13 protein-coding genes and 1 other annotated feature are annotated in these 20,236 nt (G+C 38.2%); of the genes, 2 read left to right on the forward strand and 11 right to left on the reverse strand.

Translation table 11 applies throughout. The features are described 5' to 3' along the window. Positions 1-2: 2 nt before the first annotated feature. Positions 3-929, reverse strand: coding sequence for an orotidine-5'-phosphate decarboxylase (gene pyrF, locus CLOS_RS11405; RefSeq protein ID WP_012160037.1), 927 nt, complete (start codon positions 927-929; stop codon positions 3-5). A 20-nt stretch (positions 930-949) separates the two neighbouring features. Further along, positions 950-2,236: a dihydroorotase gene (locus CLOS_RS11410; RefSeq protein WP_012160038.1), complete on the reverse strand. Its 1,287-nt coding sequence runs from the start codon at positions 2,234-2,236 to the stop codon at positions 950-952. Between the two features lie 655 nt (positions 2,237-2,891). Between CLOS_RS11410 and CLOS_RS11415 the strand changes: the two genes are divergently transcribed. Further along, complete coding sequence (locus CLOS_RS11415; protein WP_012160039.1) at positions 2,892-3,467, forward strand: YdcF family protein; 576 nt, start codon at positions 2,892-2,894, stop codon at positions 3,465-3,467. Positions 3,468-3,609: 142 nt separating this feature from the next. Here CLOS_RS11415 and CLOS_RS11420 read toward each other — a convergent pair whose 3' ends face one another. The 3 genes from CLOS_RS11420 to CLOS_RS11430 form a co-directional block, all read right to left on the reverse strand. Continuing rightward, complete coding sequence (locus CLOS_RS11420; protein WP_012160040.1) at positions 3,610-4,308, reverse strand: YetF domain-containing protein; 699 nt, start codon at positions 4,306-4,308, stop codon at positions 3,610-3,612. Between the two features lie 366 nt (positions 4,309-4,674). Continuing rightward, positions 4,675-7,773 (reverse strand): isoleucine--tRNA ligase, encoded by a 3,099-nt coding sequence (ileS, locus tag CLOS_RS11425; protein ID WP_012160041.1) that lies wholly within the window; start codon positions 7,771-7,773, stop codon positions 4,675-4,677. Between the two features lie 415 nt (positions 7,774-8,188). Further along, positions 8,189-8,434 (reverse strand) — a binding site (T-box leader). Positions 8,435-8,509: 75 nt separating this feature from the next. Continuing rightward, positions 8,510-12,796 (reverse strand): 2-hydroxyacyl-CoA dehydratase, encoded by a 4,287-nt coding sequence (locus CLOS_RS11430; protein WP_012160042.1) that lies wholly within the window; start codon positions 12,794-12,796, stop codon positions 8,510-8,512. A 294-nt stretch (positions 12,797-13,090) separates the two neighbouring features. Here CLOS_RS11430 and CLOS_RS11435 point away from each other — a divergent pair, with 294 nt between their 5' ends. Continuing rightward, on the forward strand, positions 13,091-13,276 hold the full coding sequence (locus CLOS_RS11435) for a hypothetical protein (RefSeq protein WP_041719308.1): 186 nt from the start codon (positions 13,091-13,093) through the stop codon (positions 13,274-13,276). 139 nt (positions 13,277-13,415) lie between these two features. On the opposite strand, the gene CLOS_RS11440 is transcribed toward CLOS_RS11435, so the two are convergent. The 6 genes from CLOS_RS11440 to CLOS_RS11465 all read right to left on the reverse strand — a co-directional run bounded on the left by CLOS_RS11440 (position 13,416) and on the right by CLOS_RS11465 (position 20,141). After that, positions 13,416-14,948 carry a sensor domain-containing diguanylate cyclase gene (locus CLOS_RS11440; protein ID WP_012160043.1) on the reverse strand — a complete coding sequence of 511 codons (1,533 nt, stop codon included), beginning with the start codon at positions 14,946-14,948 and terminating at the stop codon, positions 13,416-13,418. Between the two features lie 216 nt (positions 14,949-15,164). Further along, on the reverse strand, positions 15,165-16,400 hold the full coding sequence (locus CLOS_RS11445; RefSeq protein WP_012160044.1) for a DUF438 domain-containing protein: 1,236 nt from the start codon (positions 16,398-16,400) through the stop codon (positions 15,165-15,167). A gap of 16 nt (positions 16,401-16,416) precedes the next feature. Beyond that, positions 16,417-16,638 (reverse strand): DUF1858 domain-containing protein, encoded by a 222-nt coding sequence (locus CLOS_RS11450; protein WP_012160045.1) that lies wholly within the window; start codon positions 16,636-16,638, stop codon positions 16,417-16,419. Between the two features lie 139 nt (positions 16,639-16,777). Beyond that, positions 16,778-17,305 (reverse strand): spore maturation protein, encoded by a 528-nt coding sequence (locus CLOS_RS11455; protein WP_012160046.1) that lies wholly within the window; start codon positions 17,303-17,305, stop codon positions 16,778-16,780. Positions 17,306-17,319: 14 nt separating this feature from the next. After that, entirely contained in the window at positions 17,320-17,937 is a 618-nt protein-coding gene (locus CLOS_RS11460; RefSeq protein ID WP_012160047.1) for a nucleoside recognition domain-containing protein, read from the reverse strand. Between the two features lie 215 nt (positions 17,938-18,152). Further along, on the reverse strand, positions 18,153-20,141 hold the full coding sequence (locus CLOS_RS11465) for a methyl-accepting chemotaxis protein (protein ID WP_012160048.1): 1,989 nt from the start codon (positions 20,139-20,141) through the stop codon (positions 18,153-18,155). Between the last annotated feature and the right edge of the window lie 95 nt (positions 20,142-20,236).

Consider the following 20,236-nt stretch of genomic DNA (forward strand, 5'->3'; position numbering starts at 1 on the left):
ATCTACCTCCAGACCTTTTCTAAATCCTTTTTCATTTCAGCCGCGGCTTCACGAGAAGCCAATGCAAATGCTTCCTCTGTAAATCGATTTTTATATCGCTCATCCTTATAGGCGGCGATGATCCCTCTTGAGGAATTAACAATGGCACCGAGACCGTCCTTATTGAAATAATCCTTCAAATCCTCTGCCTTAGCACCTTGAGCGCCGTAGCCCGGAACCAAGAAAAAGTTGTTGGGCATAATCTTTCGAAGTGTTTTTGCATCCTCTGGATGTGTTGCCCCTACGACGGCACCGATTGCGCTATAGCCTCTTTTTCCTATGACCACCCCTCCCCACTGATGAACGGAGCGACCCACCCTTTCACAAAGCTTTTCTCCACCCACATCTAGATTTTGAAACTCTCCGCTATTTGGATTGGAGGTTCTTACCAGAATGAATAAGCCTTTATCCAGCTTTCTACAGTTTTCAATATAAGGTTCGATGGAATCTACTCCTAAATAAGGGTTCAATGTGATGGCATCGTGATTGAATACGGTATGACGGCTTCCCTCTATTTCGATTTCTCCGATATGACCATTGGCATAGGCTTCTGCTGTAGATGCAATATCACTTCTTTTAATGTCGCCGATTACCATCAGCCCTTTTTGCTTAGCATAGTCTACGGTTTTAATATAGGCTTCAATTCCCAGGTAGCCATATTGCTCGTACATTGCAATCTGCGGCTTTACAGCAGGAACAATATCATAAATCTCATCGATGATTTCTTTATTGAATCTATAAAAGGCTTCTGCTACCGCCTTTGGTGTTCTTCCATAGCACTCAAAGGCTTCTTCCTTGATGTGCTTCGGTATAAAGCATAAGTTTGGGTCCAGCCCTACAACAATTGGCGCACCTGTTTTCTCTATTTTTTCTATCAACTGATCGATCATTTTATTTCCTCCTCTATGAATTATTTTAACGCTCCGTTCTCTACAACAATTCTTCCTCCCACTATGGTATGAACCACCTTTCCCCTCACCTTTCTACCATGGAATGGACTGTTCTTGCTTTTCGATGCAAAGCTGTGAATGTCGATTTCATATACTGCATCAGGATCGATAATGGTGATATCCGCACATTGGTTCACCTGTAACCTTCCTTTATTGCTTCCTAACAATTTTGCTGGGTTCAAGGTCATCTTTTCAATCCATTGAAGGGGTGTCAACAGGCCTGTTTCTACAAGTTCTGTAATCCCTAAAGGTACAGCCGTTTCAAAGCCTACAATGCCGAAGGGCGCCTTGTGAAACTCTGTATCCTTTTCATTTTCCGTGTGCGGTGCATGATCCGTAGCGATGATATCAATAATACCCTCTGCTAAACCCCTCTTAATTGCGTCCACATCTTCCTTCGCCCTCAGCGGCGGGTTCATTTTAGCATTGGTAAAATCCTTTTCTACAATCTCATCCGTTAAAGTAAAGTGATGGGGACAAACCTCTGCCGTTACCCACACTCCCCGTTCCTTAGCTGTCTTGATTAAATCCACTCCTTCTTTGATGCTGACATGGCAGATATGAAGCTTTACGCCCGTATTTCTTCCTAGGATAATCTCTCTAGCGATCATCACTTCTTCAGAATCATTGCCAATGCCTTTGATTCCCAGCGTCTCTGCTCTTTGTCCTTCGTTCATGGCACCACCCTCCACCAAGAGATGATCCTCGCAGTGAGAAAATACAGGAATATCACAAGCTTTAGCCTCTTTCATGGCTTTCTTCAGCAATGCACTGTTGATTAAGGTTTTTCCATCTTCACTGATTCCACAAACACCTACTTCTGCAAGACCTTTAATATCCACAAGTTCTTCTCCAGCCTGTCCCTTCGTTATACTGCCGATAGGTAGAACGTTGACCACTGCTTCTTCCTCGGACCTTTTTTGAATATATCGAACAACCTCTACAGAGTCTATTGCTGGATTGGTGTTTGGCATACAGCATATGGTTGTAAACCCTCCCTTTGCCGCACTTTTACTTCCAGTTTTTATGGTTTCCTTGTGTTCATAGCCGGGTTCTCGAAGGTGGACATGGACATCGATCAGACCCGGCACCACCCAATATCCCTTTGCATCCATGATGCAATCCGCTTCTACATGGATTGTCTCTCCTATCTCCACTATGGTTTCATTGAAAACCAATACATCTTGAACCTGATCCATTCCTGTTTCTGGGTCCATTACCCTACCATTTTTAATTAATAGCTTCATGCTTTGCCCTCCTTTTCTATAGTCATTTTCTTGCTTTAATTTTTTAATTTATCTTATATGGATTCTCTTCGAAGATAAAATCTTGTGTTTGACCTATCATGGGTTTTCTTCCAAGTTAACTCCTGTTTTTCTTGAATGTGTCGCAGTCTCACAACTCAAATTTGTTCACTCCTTTCAGTCGTGCAAATTTGGTGTTCGTTGCGTTTGACCTACCATCAATTTATTGCTTCTTTCAGCCCCATAAATTGGGTTAAATCATAAAAAGGACAACAGAAAAATTATAAAATGAATAATTTCTCCATTGCCCTAGGGTTTATTGTAAATTTAAATTTTGAAAACAAGAACATAAACAAAGCAGAATACACCATTTTGTTCTTATTTTTTATAATATGATTTTCTTTGATTGTAAAAAAGACATGAAAAAAACACGCAGTGATGAACTCCATCTAAATTACTCCCTTCCCAGCCTCACAGGACCATTCTTAAAGGTCGACAGCGTATTGTCGATGTATTTATTTTGTATTAGTCTACCATAGTACACATTCCTTTGTCAAGGCGCTATTGAACAAATCCTAAACACCATGGTTGTTGTAGGATCAGTTTTCTTGTTATAATAGGAATAACAAGAATTCATAAAATTTGAATGGAGGTTTCTATGAAGCTTAAAAAATTAATTCCCATCCTATGTTTATTCGGTATATCCATCTTTACTATAATACAGTTTTTCATTATAATAATACCCTTTAGATTGGCCCCTGTTCAATCCGATGTGATCATTGTACTTGGGGCTAGACTGTATGGGGACAAACCTTCTCCTATGCTACAGTATCGACTAGAAAAAACCTTAACACTTTATAACGAGGGCTTTGCAGATACCATTATCGTCAGCGGAGCTCGAGGGGACGACGAGTTGATAACAGAGGCCCTTGCCATGAAAATATATTTGATGAACAATGGCGTTCCTGAAAGTGCCATATTAGAGGAGGATCATTCCTACAGTACTTATGAGAACCTGTCCTACAGCAATGCAATTATGAAAGAGAAGGACCTAAAAAGTGCCATTATCGTTTCAAATTCCTTTCATATGTCCAGAGCTCTAATGATTGCAAAGCGTTTAGATATGTCCGCAAGTGGCGCTGCTGCTAAAAACTATCCGAATATTTTTTTGACAACGAAGTACTATATTCGAGAGGTATTTGCTTGTGTAAAGGATTTTATGCTCACCATATAAGAAAAGCTTCTAAAGTACCCTTCTTTAGAAGCTTTTCTTCAAACTTATTTACGGTCAAGTCCTTTTTGCACTTTCAAAGTAGAGCTTTTCTATTGGTTATAAAGAAACCTTACAATGTATTTTTCATATTTTAACATTGTATTTAATTTTTCTGTATCTTATCGCGGTATTGATCGATGTATAAATTATTCTGTTCGTCTAAATTGGCATAGAAAACATCTCTCACATCTTGAATCCCTTGGACCTTTAGCTGTCCCATGAGCCATTTTGCTGTAAGATTCCGCTTCAATAGATTTTCATAGATAATATTCCCTGTGATGATGATCTCTGTCTTGATATCGTCTTCTTCTCCTTGAAGCTTCAAGTCACCTAAGGTAACTTCTGTCTTATCTGCCACTTTGATCACACTGATTTCTCCTGTAGTTTCTAAAATTCCATATTTTACATCCTTGATATTAAATACATCCTTTTTCCTTAAAAGATGGTATACATCATCAATGGTATAGTGAAATCGTTGTAGGTTTTTCTCTAAAATCTTTCCATCTTGTATGATAATTTCAGCTTCTCCCTGCATTAACCGGGCAAACTTTATATTCTTACCGGATATGTAAGATACGATGAATGTTAATATACCAAATAAAAACAATCCAATTAAATGCTGCCAGGTTCTCTGATCGATATCCGTCGCCAAGGTTGCAGCAATAGAACCAAAGGTGATGCCGTTGATATATTCCTGCATACTGAGCTGAGAGAGCTGCTGTCTGCCTAGTATCCGTGTAATGAACAGTATTGCAAAAAACGCTAAAAATGTCTGTATGACGATTTCGATAAACAATTTCATAAAAAACCCTCCAATGCATAGATCTTTATTTTAGACCGATACTATAAATAAGTTCGATCTCAATGAAGCCCTCGTCCTGTATATTGTTACATGAATTCATGGATATTATGTGTAGAATCTTATTTTTAACTAATTGGAGGTATGGTTATGAATCTTTGGTATCAAGGCATCTTTACTTTTATTTTTATTGTGATTGGTTTTATTGTAATTTACGTTCTTGCAAAAAAGAAGTTGATATAAAGTTTCTTCACTTTTACGCTTAAACTTTATGGCGCACTTAATGTAAAGCGCTGTTTAAATTTCAAGTGGTTAAAAAAAGAGCATTGGGAAGAATCCTCTCAGATTTTCCGAATGCTCTTTTATCAATTAAATTCGCTCTACTTTTATTCCTGTATTATGATCGTTTAGATTTTGTACCTCTAAGCTCTCATCTTTTACTCTTTCTACTTTCACTGCTAGTGTTTCTTGCATGATGTAGTCTTTGTGGATTTCTAGTGCATTGGCAATTTCATCATCCCCATGGAAGTAGATATTGATATTGTCTGCAACTTCAAATCCGCTATTTTTTCTTAATTGCTGTACCTTAGAAATAAACTCTCTGGCAAATCCTTCATTGATTAGCTCTTCTGTTAAGTTGGTATCTAGAATAACGAATAAGTTATTTTGCATCTCTACAGTAAAACCTTCTTTTGCAGATATGGTAATCATCACGTAGTCTTTGACGATCGGTGTCATCTCTCCGTCCAGTTCAATCTCTATCGTTTCACCAGACTCTAGCTTTGGCACTACTTCCGATGCATCTAATCCAGCTAAGGCTTTTCCTAAGGATTTTATTTTGCTTCCAAGGATGGAACCTGCTGTCTTAAAGTCTGGCTTTAAGCTAAAGTTCATAAAATCTCTTAAGTTCTTCTCGAAAACAACTTCTTTAATATTTAGCTCTTCTTCAATTAATGGCACTAAATCTGAAATTAAATCTTCATACTTACCATCTACCAATATTTTTTGAAGTGGCTGACGAACCTTAATTTTAGCTCCAGATCTAGCTGCTCTTCCAAGGCCTACTAAATCTCGCACTAAGTCCATTCTTTCCTCTACATCTTTGTCGATCAGCTCTTCCTTCGCTACTGGATAATCTGCAATGTGTACAGATAGCTCTCCAGTTAAGTTTTGGTATAGCTCTTCTGCTATAAATGGAGCAATTGGCGCCACCATTCTTGACAATCCTTCTAAGATTTCATAAGTGGTATTGTATACCGCTTTTTTATCATCAGTTAACTCTGTAGCCCAGAAGCGACGTCTTGCTCTTCGAATATACCAGTTGGATAAGTCTTCATTCAAGAAATCTTGGATTTTACGAACTGCCTTTGTTAGGTCATAAACATCTAATTCTGCAGTTACCTCAGCGATTAGGTTGTTGTATTTTGAAAGAATCCATCGGTCTAGCTCCGGTCTATCCTTATATTCGATAAAGAAGTCATTGATATTGATTTCATCTGTATTTGCATATAAAGCAAAGAATGCATATACGTTTTGGATGGTCGTAAAGAATTTACTTTGTACTTCCTTCAATCCCTCAATATCAAATTTTGTTGGAGACCAAGCTGGGGATACAAATAGTAAATACCATCTTAGGGCATCGGCACCGTATTTGTCGAATAGCTCAAATGGATCGACGGTGTTGCCTCTAGATTTAGACATTTTTCTTCCTTCTTTATCTAAAATTAAATCGTTTACCAGTACATTTTTGTAAGGAGAAACACCCATCACAAAGGTTGAAATCGCAATTAGAGAATAGAACCATCCACGGGTTTGGTCAATACCCTCACAGATGAAATCCGCTGGGAACAATTCGTTAAAGTTTTCTTTGTTTTCAAACGGATAGTGGTGTTGTGCAAATGGCATAGCACCACTGTCGAACCAACAGTCAATAACGTCCAATACTCTGGTCATAGTGCCTTCACAGTGCTCACATTTTAAATGAATATCATCTACATACGGTCTGTGCAGTTCAATAGTCTCATCAATTGGCTCAATGGCTTTTTGAACCAATTCTTCTCTGGAACCAACGGATGTCGTATGGCCACAGCCGCATCGCCAAATATTCAGCGGTGTTCCCCAATAACGGCTTCTGGATATTGCCCAGTCATTTAGGTTATCCAGCCAGTTTCCAAAACGCTTTTCTCCAACGAAGTCTGGGAACCAATTGACAGCGTTGTTATTTTCAATCAGCTTGTCCTTTAGCTTTGTCATTTCAATATACCAGCTTGGCTTTCCGTAGTATAGAAGCGGTGTGGAGCATCTCCAGCAGTGCGGATAATTATGTTCAAACTTCTCCTTGTGGAATAGCTTACCTTCTGCATGTAGCCATTTGATAATATCTACGTCGCAGTCTATAACGAATCTGCCTTCCCATGGGGTTGCTGTGTATTTTCCTTCTTCGTTTACTGGTTGAAGTACCGGTAGGTTGTATCTTCTTCCTGTTTGATAGTCATCCTCACCAAAGGCAGGTGCAGAGTGAACGATTCCAGTACCATCTTCCGTTGTAACGTAATCTGCCAATGTAACGAAGAATGCTTTCTTATCTGGTTTTACGAAATCCATCAGCTGCTCATATTCCATGTATTCTAAATCTTTCCCTAAGACGGTTTCAATTACTTCAAATTCTTCACCCAATACCTTTTTCGCTAGCTTTTCTGCAACGTAATAAACTTTGTCGTTCAGCTTTGCTTTAACGTATACGACTTCTGGATGTACTGTCAATGCTACGTTGGCAGCCAATGTCCAAGGTGTTGTTGTCCATACAAGGAAGTACTCTTCCTTATCTTTTACTTTAAATGGTGCAATTACCGTATTGGATTTTATTTCTTTATATCCTTGGGAAACCTCATGAGATGCTAATCCCGTTCCACAGCGTGGACAATACGGCAGAATCTTATGACCCTCATAGATATAACCCTCTTTAAAGAATTTATCTAAAATCCACCATACGGATTCGATATAATTGTTATCCAAAGTGATATATGGGTTATCCAAATCGATGGAGTATCCCATTCTCTTGGTCATCTCTCTCCATTGCTTCTCATAGGTAAATACAGACTCTCTACATTTATGGTTAAATTCAGCGATACCATATTTTTCTATATCCTGCTTGCTGGCAAGCTTTAATTGCTTCTCTACTTCAATTTCTACGGGAAGTCCATGGGTATCCCATCCAGCTTTTCTTTTTACTTGGTAGCCTCTCATGGTTTTGTATCTACATACAGAGTCTTTTAGTGTTCTAGCCATAACGTGATGAATTCCTGGTCTTCCGTTAGCTGTTGGCGGCCCTTCGTAGAATATAAAAGGCTCTTTTCCTTCACGGGTTTCGATACTTTTATCAAGTATATTATGTTCTTCCCAATATTGAGATACTTTCGTTTCTCTTTCTGCAATTGGTGCATTGGATAAAACTTTAAATCCTTTCATATATCGATCATCCTTTCTTTTCTAAAATTAATATAGACTTTCTAACATTTATTATTACTTGATTATTGACATATTTCCGCAGTCTCACAACTCAAATTTGTTCACTCCCTCTGGTCGTGCAAATTTGGTGCTCGTTGCCTTTGACCTACCATCAATTTATTGCTCTTTATGGTCGCATAAATTGGGTTATCTCGCAGTCTCGCAACTCAAATTTGTTCACTCCCTCTGGTCGTGCAAATTTGGTGCTCGTTGCGTTTGACCTACCATCAATTTATTGCTCCTTATGGTCGCATAAATTGGGTTAGGTCATAAAATAAAATTTGTTCGCTCTGGCTCACAAACTTTATGTCGCACTCAACTCTAGGTAAAGCTTAGAGTTTCAAGTGCTCAAAAAAAAAGTCCCTAAGTCAAATGACTTAGGGACGAATTCATAAATTGATCGCGGTACCACCCTGATTATAGAATATAGTACTATCCAACTACATAGGATCACATTCTATCACTCAATGCATGTAACGTATGCTGACGAAAAATCTTACTCTCTTTCAGATTTTCAGCTCCGAGGGGATCTTCATAAAAAGTACTGTCACAATCTTTCACCAAAATGATTGTGTCTCTGAAAGCAGATGCTCTTTACTACTGGCCTCTTCAATGCCTTTATATTTTAAGCTTATTAATTTAAATCCTATTATACAGTTCAATGCTAGAGAAAGTCAAGTCAAATAATTCAAAATTTTTAAGAACCCTGTAATATTTCTCTAAGTTCTTCTTCATCGGAAGTATTTTCTTGCTTTTTATCCTGATTTAAATTTTTAAATGCAACGGCCAGCATCAGCTTGATTCGGTTTAACTGATTCACTTCACTTGCACCTGGATCGTAATCCACTGCTGCAATATTAGATTCTGGATATCTAGCTTTCAGTTCCTTAATCATTCCTTTGCCCGTAACATGATTCGGTAGACAAGCAAATGGCTGCATACACAATATATTCGGTGCGCCGCTTTCTATGAGCTCTATCATTTCCGCCGTTAGGAACCATCCCTCCCCAGTTTGATTCCCTAGAGAAAGAACCTGGGATGCACTTTCTGCCAGCGCCTCAATTGGCTTTGGCGGCTCAAATCGCTTACTGTTTTCTAAAGCCTTCACCATGGGCTTACGGTAGTATTCGATAACTCTGATGGCTGCCAGTCCACCGTATTTTCCTTTAGTGCTTCCAGACAGGTATTCCTTATTAAATTTTTTGTCGAAGGCAACGTATAGCAAAAAGTCTGTCAGATCTGGCATGACCGCCTCAGCACCTTCATTTTCGATGATATCTACAATATTATTATTCGCAGTTGGATGGAATTTAACCAAAATCTCCCCTACCAACCCTATTCTTGGCTTTTTAATGTCTCTGATCTCTAAATTATCGAAATCCTTTACAATTTGATTTACAATCTGCTTAAATTCCTTAAAGCTGCCTCTCTTTACGGCTTCCTTGCATATGGTTACCCATTTTTCATACAACAAATTGGTAGATCCCGGTATTTTCTCATAAGGTCTTACTTTATAAACAACCCGCATAAATAAATCCCCATATAAAAGTGCCATCATACTTTTATTTAAAAGGGAAGGTGTTATTTTAAAGCCAGGGTTCTTTTCTAAGCCCCCAGCATTTAAGGACACCACTGGAATATGACCCAGGTCTGCGTCTCTTAATGCTTTTCTCAAGAATCCGATATAGTTGGTGGCTCTACATCCACCGCCAGTTTGGGATATCATAACAGAAACATTGTTCTTATCATACTGTCCCGATTTTAAGGCTTCTATAATCTGTCCCACCACCATAATGGACGGATAGCAGGCATCATTATTGACGTACTTCAGCCCTTCTTCTACGGCTTTTTTATCTACGGAAGGCAGCACTACTAAATTATACCCAGCGGCTCTGAAGGCATCTTCTAAAAATTGAAAATGAATCGGTGACATTTGCGGCACCAATATGGTATGCTTTTCCTTCATTTCCTTTGTAAAAATCATTCTTTCAGCAGGCTTTTCAATTTCCTTCGGTTTAAAACCGATTCTATCTCTTTCCTCCAGAGCCGCTTTTAATGAGCGAATTCTGATTCTGGCTGCTCCTAAATTATTTCCTTCATCAATCTTTAAAGTTGTATAGATTTTTCCCCATCTACCAAGGATATCCTTTACTTCATCTGTGGTAACAGCATCTAAGCCACAGCCGAAGGAGTTCAGTTGAATCAGCTCTACATTAGGCTCCCTGGCTACAAAGGTAGCGGCAGCATATAGCCTAGAATGGTACATCCATTGATCCACAACCCCTAAAGGTCGACGGACAGCGCCTAGATGGGCAACGGAATCCTCTGTTAGGACAGCGATGTCGAAAGAGGTGATGAGCTCAGAAATACCGTGGTGTATTTCTGGATCGATCTGGTACGGTCTACCCGCCAGCACGATGGCTTTCATTCCTCTATCTTTAATATATTGGTATACTTCTTCTCCTTTATTACGAATGTCGGCTTTAAACCGTTCATTCTCAGCCCAAGCCTCCTCTACTGCTCGATTGATTTCTCCCTTTGATATGTTCATAGAGGCAAACTCATCGAAAAGGCGCTCCTTCAATCGTTTTTTATCGTCCAGTGGAAGGAATGGATTCATAAACAGAATATCCCTTTCCTTGAGCACCTCCATATTATTCTTAATTGCTTCTGGATAGGAGGTTACAATTGGGCAATTATAGTGGTTCTCTGCTTCTTTTTGCTCTTTTTTTTCATAAGGGATACACGGATAGAAAATAAACTGGATTCCCTTTTCAACCAGTGCCATTACGTGACCGTGTACCAGCTTTGCAGGATAACAAACAGACTCCGATGGAATGGTTTCTATCCCCTTTTCAAAGATCTCCTTGGAGGATCTTGGGGACAATTCTACTCGGAAGCCTAGGTTTGTAAAAAAGGTGAACCAAAATGGATAATTCTCATATTGATTTAAAACCCTCGGAATCCCTACAATGCCTCTTTTTGATTCCTCTATTTTTAGTGGTTTATATCCAAATACTCGCTTGTATTTATAAGCATATAAATCTGGTACGGTATCCTTCTTCCTTTCAATACCAGCACCACGCTCGCATCGATTTCCTGTAATAAAATGCTTCCCATCAGAGAAAGCATTGACAGTCAATAGACAGTTATTGCCGCATAGTCCGCATCTTCTCGTGCTGGTTTCCATCTGAAAGGTTTTTAGGTTTTCTTCTGTCACAAGGGTGGTCTCTACGCCGTCCCGATAACGCTCTCTGGCGATTAAGGCTGCTCCAAAGGCTCCCATAATTCCTGAAATATCCGGCCTTACAACTTCCTTTCCAGAAACCAGCTCAAAGGCTCTTAGAACACCATTGTTTAAGAAGGTTCCTCCTTGAACGATGATTTTATCTCCAAGCTCCTTTGGATCTCTGATTTTGATGACTTTAAATAGGGCGTTTTTCATTACAGAGTAAGAAAGTCCTGCCGCAATATCATCGATGGTAGCGCCTTCTTTCTGCGCTTGTTTCACACTGGAATTCATAAATACGGTACATCTTGTACCTAAATCCACGGGCGCTTTCGATTCTAAGGATCGATTTGCAAATTCACCGATTTCCAAGTTCATGGAGTGAGCAAAGGTCTCTAAAAAAGAACCGCAACCGGAAGAACACGCTTCATTCAGCATGATATTATCGATAACGCCATCTTTAATCTTCATAGACTTCATATCCTGCCCACCAATATCTAGGATGAAATCTACACCCGGTAGGAAGAACTGTGCCGCTTTATAGTGGGCCACCGTCTCTATTTCTCCAATATCAATAGATAGAGCTGATTTTAGCAGTGCTTCTCCATATCCTGTAACTGTAGAATAGACGATTTTCGCTTCCTTTGGCAATACTTGATACAACGCCTTTAAAGCACTAACTGTAGAATTAAACGGGCTACCTTCATTGCTGCCATAATGGGAATGCAGCAAGGCACCGTTCTCCCCAATGAGTGCCAGCTTTGTGGTAGTGGACCCTGCATCGATGCCCAAATAACAGTTTCCCTTGTAGCCTTCAAGTTGTTCTCTTTTTACCTTATCTTTTTCGTGTCTCGCTTTAAATTCTATTAATTCTTCTTCCGTAGAAAAAAGTGGTCTTAAAATATTCACCGTATGGTTGATTTCTTCCTTTAGAACATTCCCTCGATCCATTAATTCTTTAAAGGAAATTCGTTTTTCCTCAATGGACCCTAAAGCCGCTCCAATAGCAACGAATAGCTGGGATTCCTTAGGGAAAATCACTTCTTTTTCCGTAAGAGCTAAAGTTTCGATAAACCTTTTTCTAAGCTCTGATAAAAAATATAATGGACCTCCAAGGAAAGCAACATTACCAACAATGGGCTTTCCACAAGCAAGTCCACCTATGGTCTGATTTACAACCGCTTGCAGGACGGATGCAGCAATGTCTTCCTTCGGCGCACCTTCATTCAATAAAGGCTGCACATCTGTTTTTGCAAAAACACCACATCTGGAAGCGATTGGATATATTGTATTATATTTTTTAGCAAGTTCATTTAAACCCATTGCATCGGTCTGTAGTAGTGAAGCCATCTGATCGATAAAGGCTCCCGTTCCACCAGCGCAGGTTCCATTCATTCGCTGCTCTATTTGCCCTGATAAATAGGTAATTTTAGCATCTTCTCCGCCTAACTCTATGACAACATCAGTCTGAGGACAGAACTTTTCAATGGCATTGGTGCTGGCGATGACCTCTTGAACAAAGGAGATATTCAGCCATTTAGAGACGGACAGCCCTCCTGAGCCGGTTGTCATGATCTTGATATCATAATCTGCAAAGTACGCATAGGTATCATTTAATAGTTCCTTGATGGTCTTTCGAATATCTGCATAATGCCTTTCATATCTGCTGTAGATGATCTTATAGTTTTTATCTAAAACCACTAATTTAACCGTTGTTGAGCCTACATCTAAACCAATATGAACTAGATTCTTCATGTACTATCCACTCCTAAAAGATCTTAATCAATCTATATCTATTTCTCAATAATATCAATAAGCCCATTTAATTATATATATTATAGTCCTGCCCAATATACTTGTAAATGTTTTAGATGTTAAGATTGCATTCAGATTTTATTTTGGATGGATCCATTGCCCTAACCCTATATTCCACTCAAAATTTCATGAATCAATTATGAAATTCCTATAGATCTGGTCATTACACATCAATGTAAACTATAAGTAAGTTCACCAACAATCCATTCAATTTTTAATAGAGGAGGAATTCATATGTCATCTACAATTTTCTCACTGAATATTAAACATTTCCATATTCGCCTTTCTATAGAAAGGGAATTACCATTAAAAGAGCTTACTCAAGAATCTGTAATACGACAGGCGCAATTAATTGATGCATTTGTGGAGAACAGAAACAAAGCACTTGTAAAACACCACTATTTAAATAGCAGTTACTAAATCTTGCCCTTAATGAAATTTATTAAAATCCCATATGAATATGCCCCTTACAAGATCCGCAATCATTTCATCTTTGCGATCTCATAAAGGGCATATCCAGTATGGGATTTTAAAATTCTATTTTAAAAATCAATATGTATTACAGGATACAGAACTGATTTTTTCCATTGACCTTTGCGTTATATAGCGCCATATCGGCTCTTTTTAATGAAGATTCAAAGGTCGTATCCTCTTCCTTAAAATAAGATGCGCCTACAGATATGGTAATATTTTTCTCTCCATCGCCATAGTAAATCTTGGATACATCCTCTAACAATCTATTCAGACGATCCGAAAGATTATTTTCTTCCAAACCATTACAGACCAATAAAAACTCTTCTCCACCCCAGCGATACAATCTGTCCGTATTCCTTATGTTTTGGTTGATTGTGCTGACCAAGCTTACAAGGACTTCATCTCCCACGTCATGTCCATACACATCATTCACATTTTTAAAGTCATCGATATCAAACAATATTACAGCGGAATTTTCGTTGTTATTTACGTACTCTTGAAAGGAGGCACTTAGATCCTTTACAGCACCGCGCCGATTAAACGCGTTGGTCAATGGGTCCTTTATGATTTCTTCTTTTAAATAGGTATTTGAATTTCTATAATACCATTTTTCTAAAAAATATACGAAGCTGAGGCTAACCAAGATCACAAATACGGTAAACATCACAATCGTACGGATCATCCTTTTCATCAGTACTTGGTTGGTCAGATCTGTTTTATCGATATATACACCGATATCATCCAGATGGACCCCCATACTGATGACCCAATTGTATTTGTCATATAGCTTTGCATAAGATAATTTTTCAGAGATTTCATCACTGTTTATCTTTTTAAAATAATAGGTAAAAAATATCTCTCCTTTTTCTTTCACACCGTTGAGTTCTACCAAATAAGGGTTGTTACCTTTTATATCTTTTATATTCGTAGACAGATATTCGCCTTCACTTTCCTTTAAATTGGGATGGATCAGCCGGATGGCATAATTGTCTCCACCTTCAAAATCTATAATTTCGTTGACCCAAATATAACTATGATTGGAGAACTTAAAACTATGTATTTTTTTATATAAGTTCTCCTGAGTATAGTTCTTTATATAGTCCTCTTTTATACCGATAAAAATATAATATGGTCCACAGGAATCTTCTTCATAATAACCAGAAGATGCCTTGATACGGTTTACATTCAATATAGAATCCACCTGATCATCGTAAATCAGCGACTCATTTTTATAGACAATTTTGCTATTTAATTTGTTCAGCACTATAATATTAAATTTACAATCATTGAAGTTATTATTGAAGTACCTCTCCATATTGGCTAGAAAATCCTCTGGCGCAACATGATATACTTCCTTTAAATACTTCACTGTATCTACTAATAAATCGCTATATTCATCCTCTAAACCTTGCTGAATCTGCTCCGTCATTATAATGATATTATTTACAGTATCTTTTAAAAATGATTTTTTTACATCCAATATCAGATCGCCCGAATACTTTCTATAGGAGCTTTGTACACCGTTTGTAAAAACGATATATATTATACTGAGAATAGTACACATTATAATGATGCTGCCATACATGAGCGTCTTATATTTCTTTCTAATATTATCCATATTATAATTATTCCCCTTTTATATATTGAGTGTACTTCCATACAATGTTCTAGCATTCAGATGAATAATACAAATATATCTACATACAAAAATCAGTGCTATAGCCCCATCTCATAGGCATATAGCACTAATTATATCAACATTACATATATTTTAAATTTTTCCTATTTTTATTTCATCCCGTTTTTTGCTAAAATAAGGGGTGTTTTTTACTATTTATTGTTCAGTGAGCAATCTTTTCTCTCCTGTGATCTGTTGAATGGGCTTGATATTCTGTGTCACCTCTAAGGTACCCATATATTTACCTTCTTGATCTCGAACGGCAAAGTAACGGATATAGACAAAAATTTCGCCCATTTGAATCCAAAACTCTTCACTATCTTTTGCGCCGCTCTTAAAATCGTTTAATATTTTTTCAACAATGTGAACGCTTGCTGGCGGATGACAATTGTGAACATCCCTTCCAATGGCGGCTTTTGTTCTAGGGAAGATCCTTTCCTTTCCTAGAGAAAAATACTTCACTGTATCGTTTTCATCTATGAAAGTAATGTCTAGTGGTAAATGGTTGAACATATTTTCAATTTGCTTTAAGGTTAAAATCCCACTTTCAAAGTTTAGGAGATCCTTTTCTATGTCCACATTCTCAATGGCTTTTGTATCTTCTCTGTAGGTTTCTGTTTTTTCAGGTTTCCATTGAGCCATTGGCTCTGCTAAGCAATAGCCTATTTCCACACCTTCTTCTGCGATATGGTACCATTCTTCCTCCGTTAATGTCTCTAGGGACATTGGGAATAAAATATTTTCCTCTTTAAAGATCATCTCATTGATGCCATTAATTGCTTCCTCCAGCTTTGCAAATAATGGTTCCCATTGTCCATTAAAGTCCTTGATCATATCCCGAACTTCTTTAATATGGGCTCTAATTTCATCATCCACACCCCACATGACCTGTGGTGGCGCTGTGATATTATATTTCTCTAAATAAGGGAATAGTAAATTTTCTTTTCTACTGTAATGTCGGTCAATTTCTAGAAGCTTTTGGATGCTTTCCTTTAATGGCTCTAGCTGAGATTCCACCTTGCTTTCTTTAAGCTTTTCAATTTGTGGGTAAATTTCCTCTGCAATTAATCTTTCAATGGCCCTATTTTCCAATTGAAATGTATGGATGGGGTGACCCGGTGTTTTATCCGGACTTTTTGTGCTGTGAATCTCTGCAATGGAGCCCTTGAAAATCTCTGCATGGACATCACATAATTTTTGTATTTCTCCAATGGCCATTCCTTCCTGCATCAATCCCTGCTCCATAGCAGAAATTTCGGTCGGCGAAACCTCTTTAATCAGTTGTGCAAAGCGATCCTTTACATCCTTCGGGTCTTTACCTGCGTGTAAATCCTTAATAATTTGCTTTAATATTTCTTGTCGATGTTCCCTGTTGTTAATTAATTCACTCATACCAATACCTCCTTTATTATTTTATATAAAACCCTCTATCTTCAAATTCTTTTCTTATTACGTCCATTTCAATGCCCTTCATCAAAGCACCTTTGGAGATGGTCATGATTCTACCAGCCGTATTCAACATCCCTTTTTTTCCAATATCCTGGAATCCTAAATGAATCATAATATCGATGATTTCAGGATACCTTTGACTTAAATCATAAATACTTTTATTCAAATCAATTATTTTCATATGCATCCCCCTCTATTTCATTCTTTGAGCTTATTATACCCACAAAGAAAAAAAACAACTGTGATTCTACTCACAGTTGATAAAAGTTCTCATTGTTTTTTTCTGATATCCATATAGCTTTTATCTATTTAAAATCCATTTAAAACATTAATACGGTCACAGTTACGGCTATTGCTAATCCTACAAAATCTGCAATAAGACCTGCGGGCAGTGCGTGTCTCGTTTTTTTAATAGATATAGAACCAAAGTACACAGCCAAAATATAAAAGGTTGTTTCTGTAGATCCCATCATTACAGATGCCATGCGGCCAATTAGAGAGTCTGGACCATAGGTTGTAATCAAATCTGTCATTATTCCAGTAGCGCCTCCACCAGATAAAGGTCGCATCAGTGCCATCGGTACAGTCTCTGAAGGCATGCCGATTATATTGGTAACTGGACTTAATAGGGATGTCAGTATATCCATAGCCCCAGATGCTCTAAATATACCAATTCCAACCAACATGGCAACTAAATAAGGAATAATTCGAATGGCAGTATGAAAACCTTCCTTTGCACCATCCGTAAAACTTTCATAGACCTTCACTTTCTTAAAATATCCATAGGCAGGTATGAATAATAAAATCAGCGGAATTGCAAAATCAGAAATTAATTGAATAAATTTCATCCGTTCTACCTCCCTTATCCATTCTTAGTATGATTATTTTTGATGTTCATCTGAAAAGCAGGTAATTTTTGAAGGCATTTCACTGCGATTACGGCTACAATAGTGGATGCTGTGGTGGCAATCAGGGTAGGTCCTATGATCTCTGCCGAATTGACAGAGCCTGCGGCTGCTCGAATAGCAATAACGGACGCTGGTATTAATGTCACCGATGAAGTATTAATCGCTAAAAACATAACCATGGCATTTGTAGCAGTATCTTCCGTAGGATTGAGCTTCTGTAACTCTTGCATAGCCTTTAAACCTAATGGGGTTGCAGCATTGCCTAAACCCAGCATATTTGCAGCTAGGTTCATAATCATAGCACCCATAGCAGGATGATCCTCTGGTACCTCCGGAAAAAGAGGACGCATAATTCCTCTTAAGGCTCTTGCCAAGGCTTTAACTAAGCCCGCCTCCTCAGCAATCTTCATGATACCAAGCCATAGGGCCATGATGCCGATGAGCCCAATAGAAATATCCACTGCTGTTTTTGCACTATTAAAAGCAGCTTCTGTCACCGCCACAATATTACCGTTGACCGCTCCAACGACAACACCAATGGCTACCATAAGAAACCAGACGAGGTTAATCATATTACCAGCTCCTTTTCATATATTCATTTTAGAGAAACAGGTTCTATCATTAATAAAAATATGATTGCTATATATTTTTTATTAATTTCTCTTATTGATTACCTATATTTATGATTTTTTTTAATTAAATATTTCAATAATCCATAAAAACTTTAAGGTTTTACAGATTTAAAAATACCCCCTATAGAATTTCTATAGGGGGTATCTTTGTTTTATTATATTTTAAATCGCTCTACTAAAGCGATCATCTCTTGGGCTAATCGACTCAGTCCTTCACTGGACTTGGCAACTTCCTCAATGGCAGAGCTTTGTCCTTCCGATGATGCAAAGACCTCCTGTGCTCCTGCTGCATTTTCTTCAGCAATACTGGATAACTCCTTCATAATACTTAAAATAGATTCCTTTTTCTCCTTAATTTCACGACTATCTTTCTTTAAGTCCTCTATCATTGTGGTCATTTTCTCTACGGCATCTGCAATTCCGCCAAATTTATGTTCCGTTTCCAAAAGACTTTTTTGCTGTATGGACGAAATATCCATAACATCTTTCATGGTGGCTTCAGAATCCTTGGTACTCCTTTGAAGCTCGTTGACGATTTTCTCTATCTCCATAGTAGAAATCTTAGATTCTTCTGCAAGTTTTCTAATTTCCTCGGCTACCACAGAGAAGCCTCTGCCAAACTCACCAGCTCTAGCCGCTTCAATTGCTGCATTTAATGCTAGGAGGTTTGTTTGCTCTGCAATATTTTGAATCAGTTTACTAGCATCATTTATTCGATTGGCATTGTAGGAAGTTTTTTGGATTTCTTCAAAAACATTGTCAATACCATGAATGCTCTTGTTGGTCTCCTCCGCCAAAGCTTCCATCAGAATATTTCCTTCATCCTTTAAACGAATGACCTCTTCTGCGAATAAACTCAGCTTTTCAATATGCTTTTCATTTTCATTGACCATATTTCCTAAAATTTCTGTGTGATTCTCTCCAGATAAGGTTTCTTTCGCCTGCTGACCAGAGCTCGTGGCAATGGACCCTACAGCCTTAGCAATCTCCTCTGAAATAACTGAAGTCTCCTCCGTTGTTGCTGTTAACTGCTCCGATGCCGAGGCCACATGGTGGGATGCTTCTGTGACTTCACCAACGATCCTTCTTAAATTTTCATTGATCGACTGTATAGAACGAGCTAAAATTCCTCTTTCATCCTTCAGTTTTAAATACTTTTCTGGAATGTCCTCCCTTAAATCCAAGCTTGCAATCTCTCTGGAATAGTTTGCCGATTGAATAATCGGCTTGGAAATAGATTGTCCGATGATAAAAACTAAGATCGAACCCAGGGCAATGATTCCTGTGGATGTTATGAGGTTATCCGTTCTCATATCCTTTACACCGCTTAAGATTTCACTTTCATAGCCTCCGATGGCTATAATCCAATCTGTATTTTCTATTGGCGACATACCGATGTACCTTCTATCTCCTAAAAACTCATAGGAGATCACCGTTGGTGCCAAAATATCATTGTTTTTCATAGCAATGCCAAGTTCCTTTAAATCGCCGCCCTTTTCTATATCCTCAAAAGCATTTCTCTGATTGAATACCAGTTCTTGGTTTTCGTGGGCGTAGATGGTACCATTTTTACCGATGATATATCCATAGCCATTTTCTCCATAGCCTACACCTTCAATAAAATCCCATAAACTTCTAGCAGGCTTTCTGCCGATTAAAACTGCCTCTACTTGATCCTCGACTTCTATAGGTACTGCAAACATAACCACCATGTCATTCGTTACTTTGCTGAGAATTGGATTCGAAACATTGGCATAGCCATTCAATGCCTTTTTCACATATTCTCGATCACCTAAATTTGCAGTGCCCCTATCATTATAAAAAGTACGACCATCGGGATATACAACGCCTAAGGCTAGAAAGTCATAGTGTTCAATTTCTTTAGCTAAGAAAGCGACCTGTGTCTCAACATCCATGGTCTCCAGCTCTGTTGTTCTTGCGATTCCACTCAGTTGTGCCAAATTAAATTGAACCGTGCCACTCACTACCTTAGATGCTGATGTTGCAAGATCTACCACTGCATGGCTGGCTTCATCAATAATGAGCTCGGATGCATACTGATAAGACCTTACGCTCAATGTTACAGTGGTTACCAATAGCAGTACTACGAAGTATACAATTAATTTCCATCGAATGCTTTTCAAAACAATTCCCTCCTGATACATATAAATTGTTGCGTTTATATGGTATTATTGATATGTATGTATTTTATTATATAGGAACTTATTCCCCCTTACTA

Origin of the sequence: Alkaliphilus oremlandii OhILAs (assembly GCF_000018325.1) — a bacterium.
Lineage (GTDB): Bacteria > Bacillota > Clostridia > Peptostreptococcales > Natronincolaceae > Alkaliphilus_B > Alkaliphilus_B oremlandii.

Bases quoted from the DNA above. Each gene is read 5' to 3' on its own strand.
- pyrF (WP_012160037.1), bottom strand. From the start codon at position 929: ATGATCGATCAGTTGATAGAAAAAATAGAGAAAACAGGTGCGCCAATT.
- CLOS_RS11410 (WP_012160038.1), bottom strand. From the start codon at position 2,236: ATGAAGCTATTAATTAAAAATGGTAGGGTAATGGACCCAGAAACAGGA.
- CLOS_RS11415 (WP_012160039.1), top strand. From the start codon at position 2,892: ATGAAGCTTAAAAAATTAATTCCCATCCTATGTTTATTCGGTATATCC.
- CLOS_RS11420 (WP_012160040.1), bottom strand. From the start codon at position 4,308: ATGAAATTGTTTATCGAAATCGTCATACAGACATTTTTAGCGTTTTTT.
- ileS (WP_012160041.1), bottom strand. From the start codon at position 7,773: ATGAAAGGATTTAAAGTTTTATCCAATGCACCAATTGCAGAAAGAGAA.
- CLOS_RS11430 (WP_012160042.1), bottom strand. From the start codon at position 12,796: ATGAAGAATCTAGTTCATATTGGTTTAGATGTAGGCTCAACAACGGTT.
- CLOS_RS11435 (WP_041719308.1), top strand. From the start codon at position 13,091: ATGTCATCTACAATTTTCTCACTGAATATTAAACATTTCCATATTCGC.
- CLOS_RS11440 (WP_012160043.1), bottom strand. From the start codon at position 14,948: ATGGATAATATTAGAAAGAAATATAAGACGCTCATGTATGGCAGCATC.
- CLOS_RS11445 (WP_012160044.1), bottom strand. From the start codon at position 16,400: ATGAGTGAATTAATTAACAACAGGGAACATCGACAAGAAATATTAAAG.
- CLOS_RS11450 (WP_012160045.1), bottom strand. From the start codon at position 16,638: ATGAAAATAATTGATTTGAATAAAAGTATTTATGATTTAAGTCAAAGG.
- CLOS_RS11455 (WP_012160046.1), bottom strand. From the start codon at position 17,305: ATGAAATTTATTCAATTAATTTCTGATTTTGCAATTCCGCTGATTTTA.
- CLOS_RS11460 (WP_012160047.1), bottom strand. From the start codon at position 17,937: ATGATTAACCTCGTCTGGTTTCTTATGGTAGCCATTGGTGTTGTCGTT.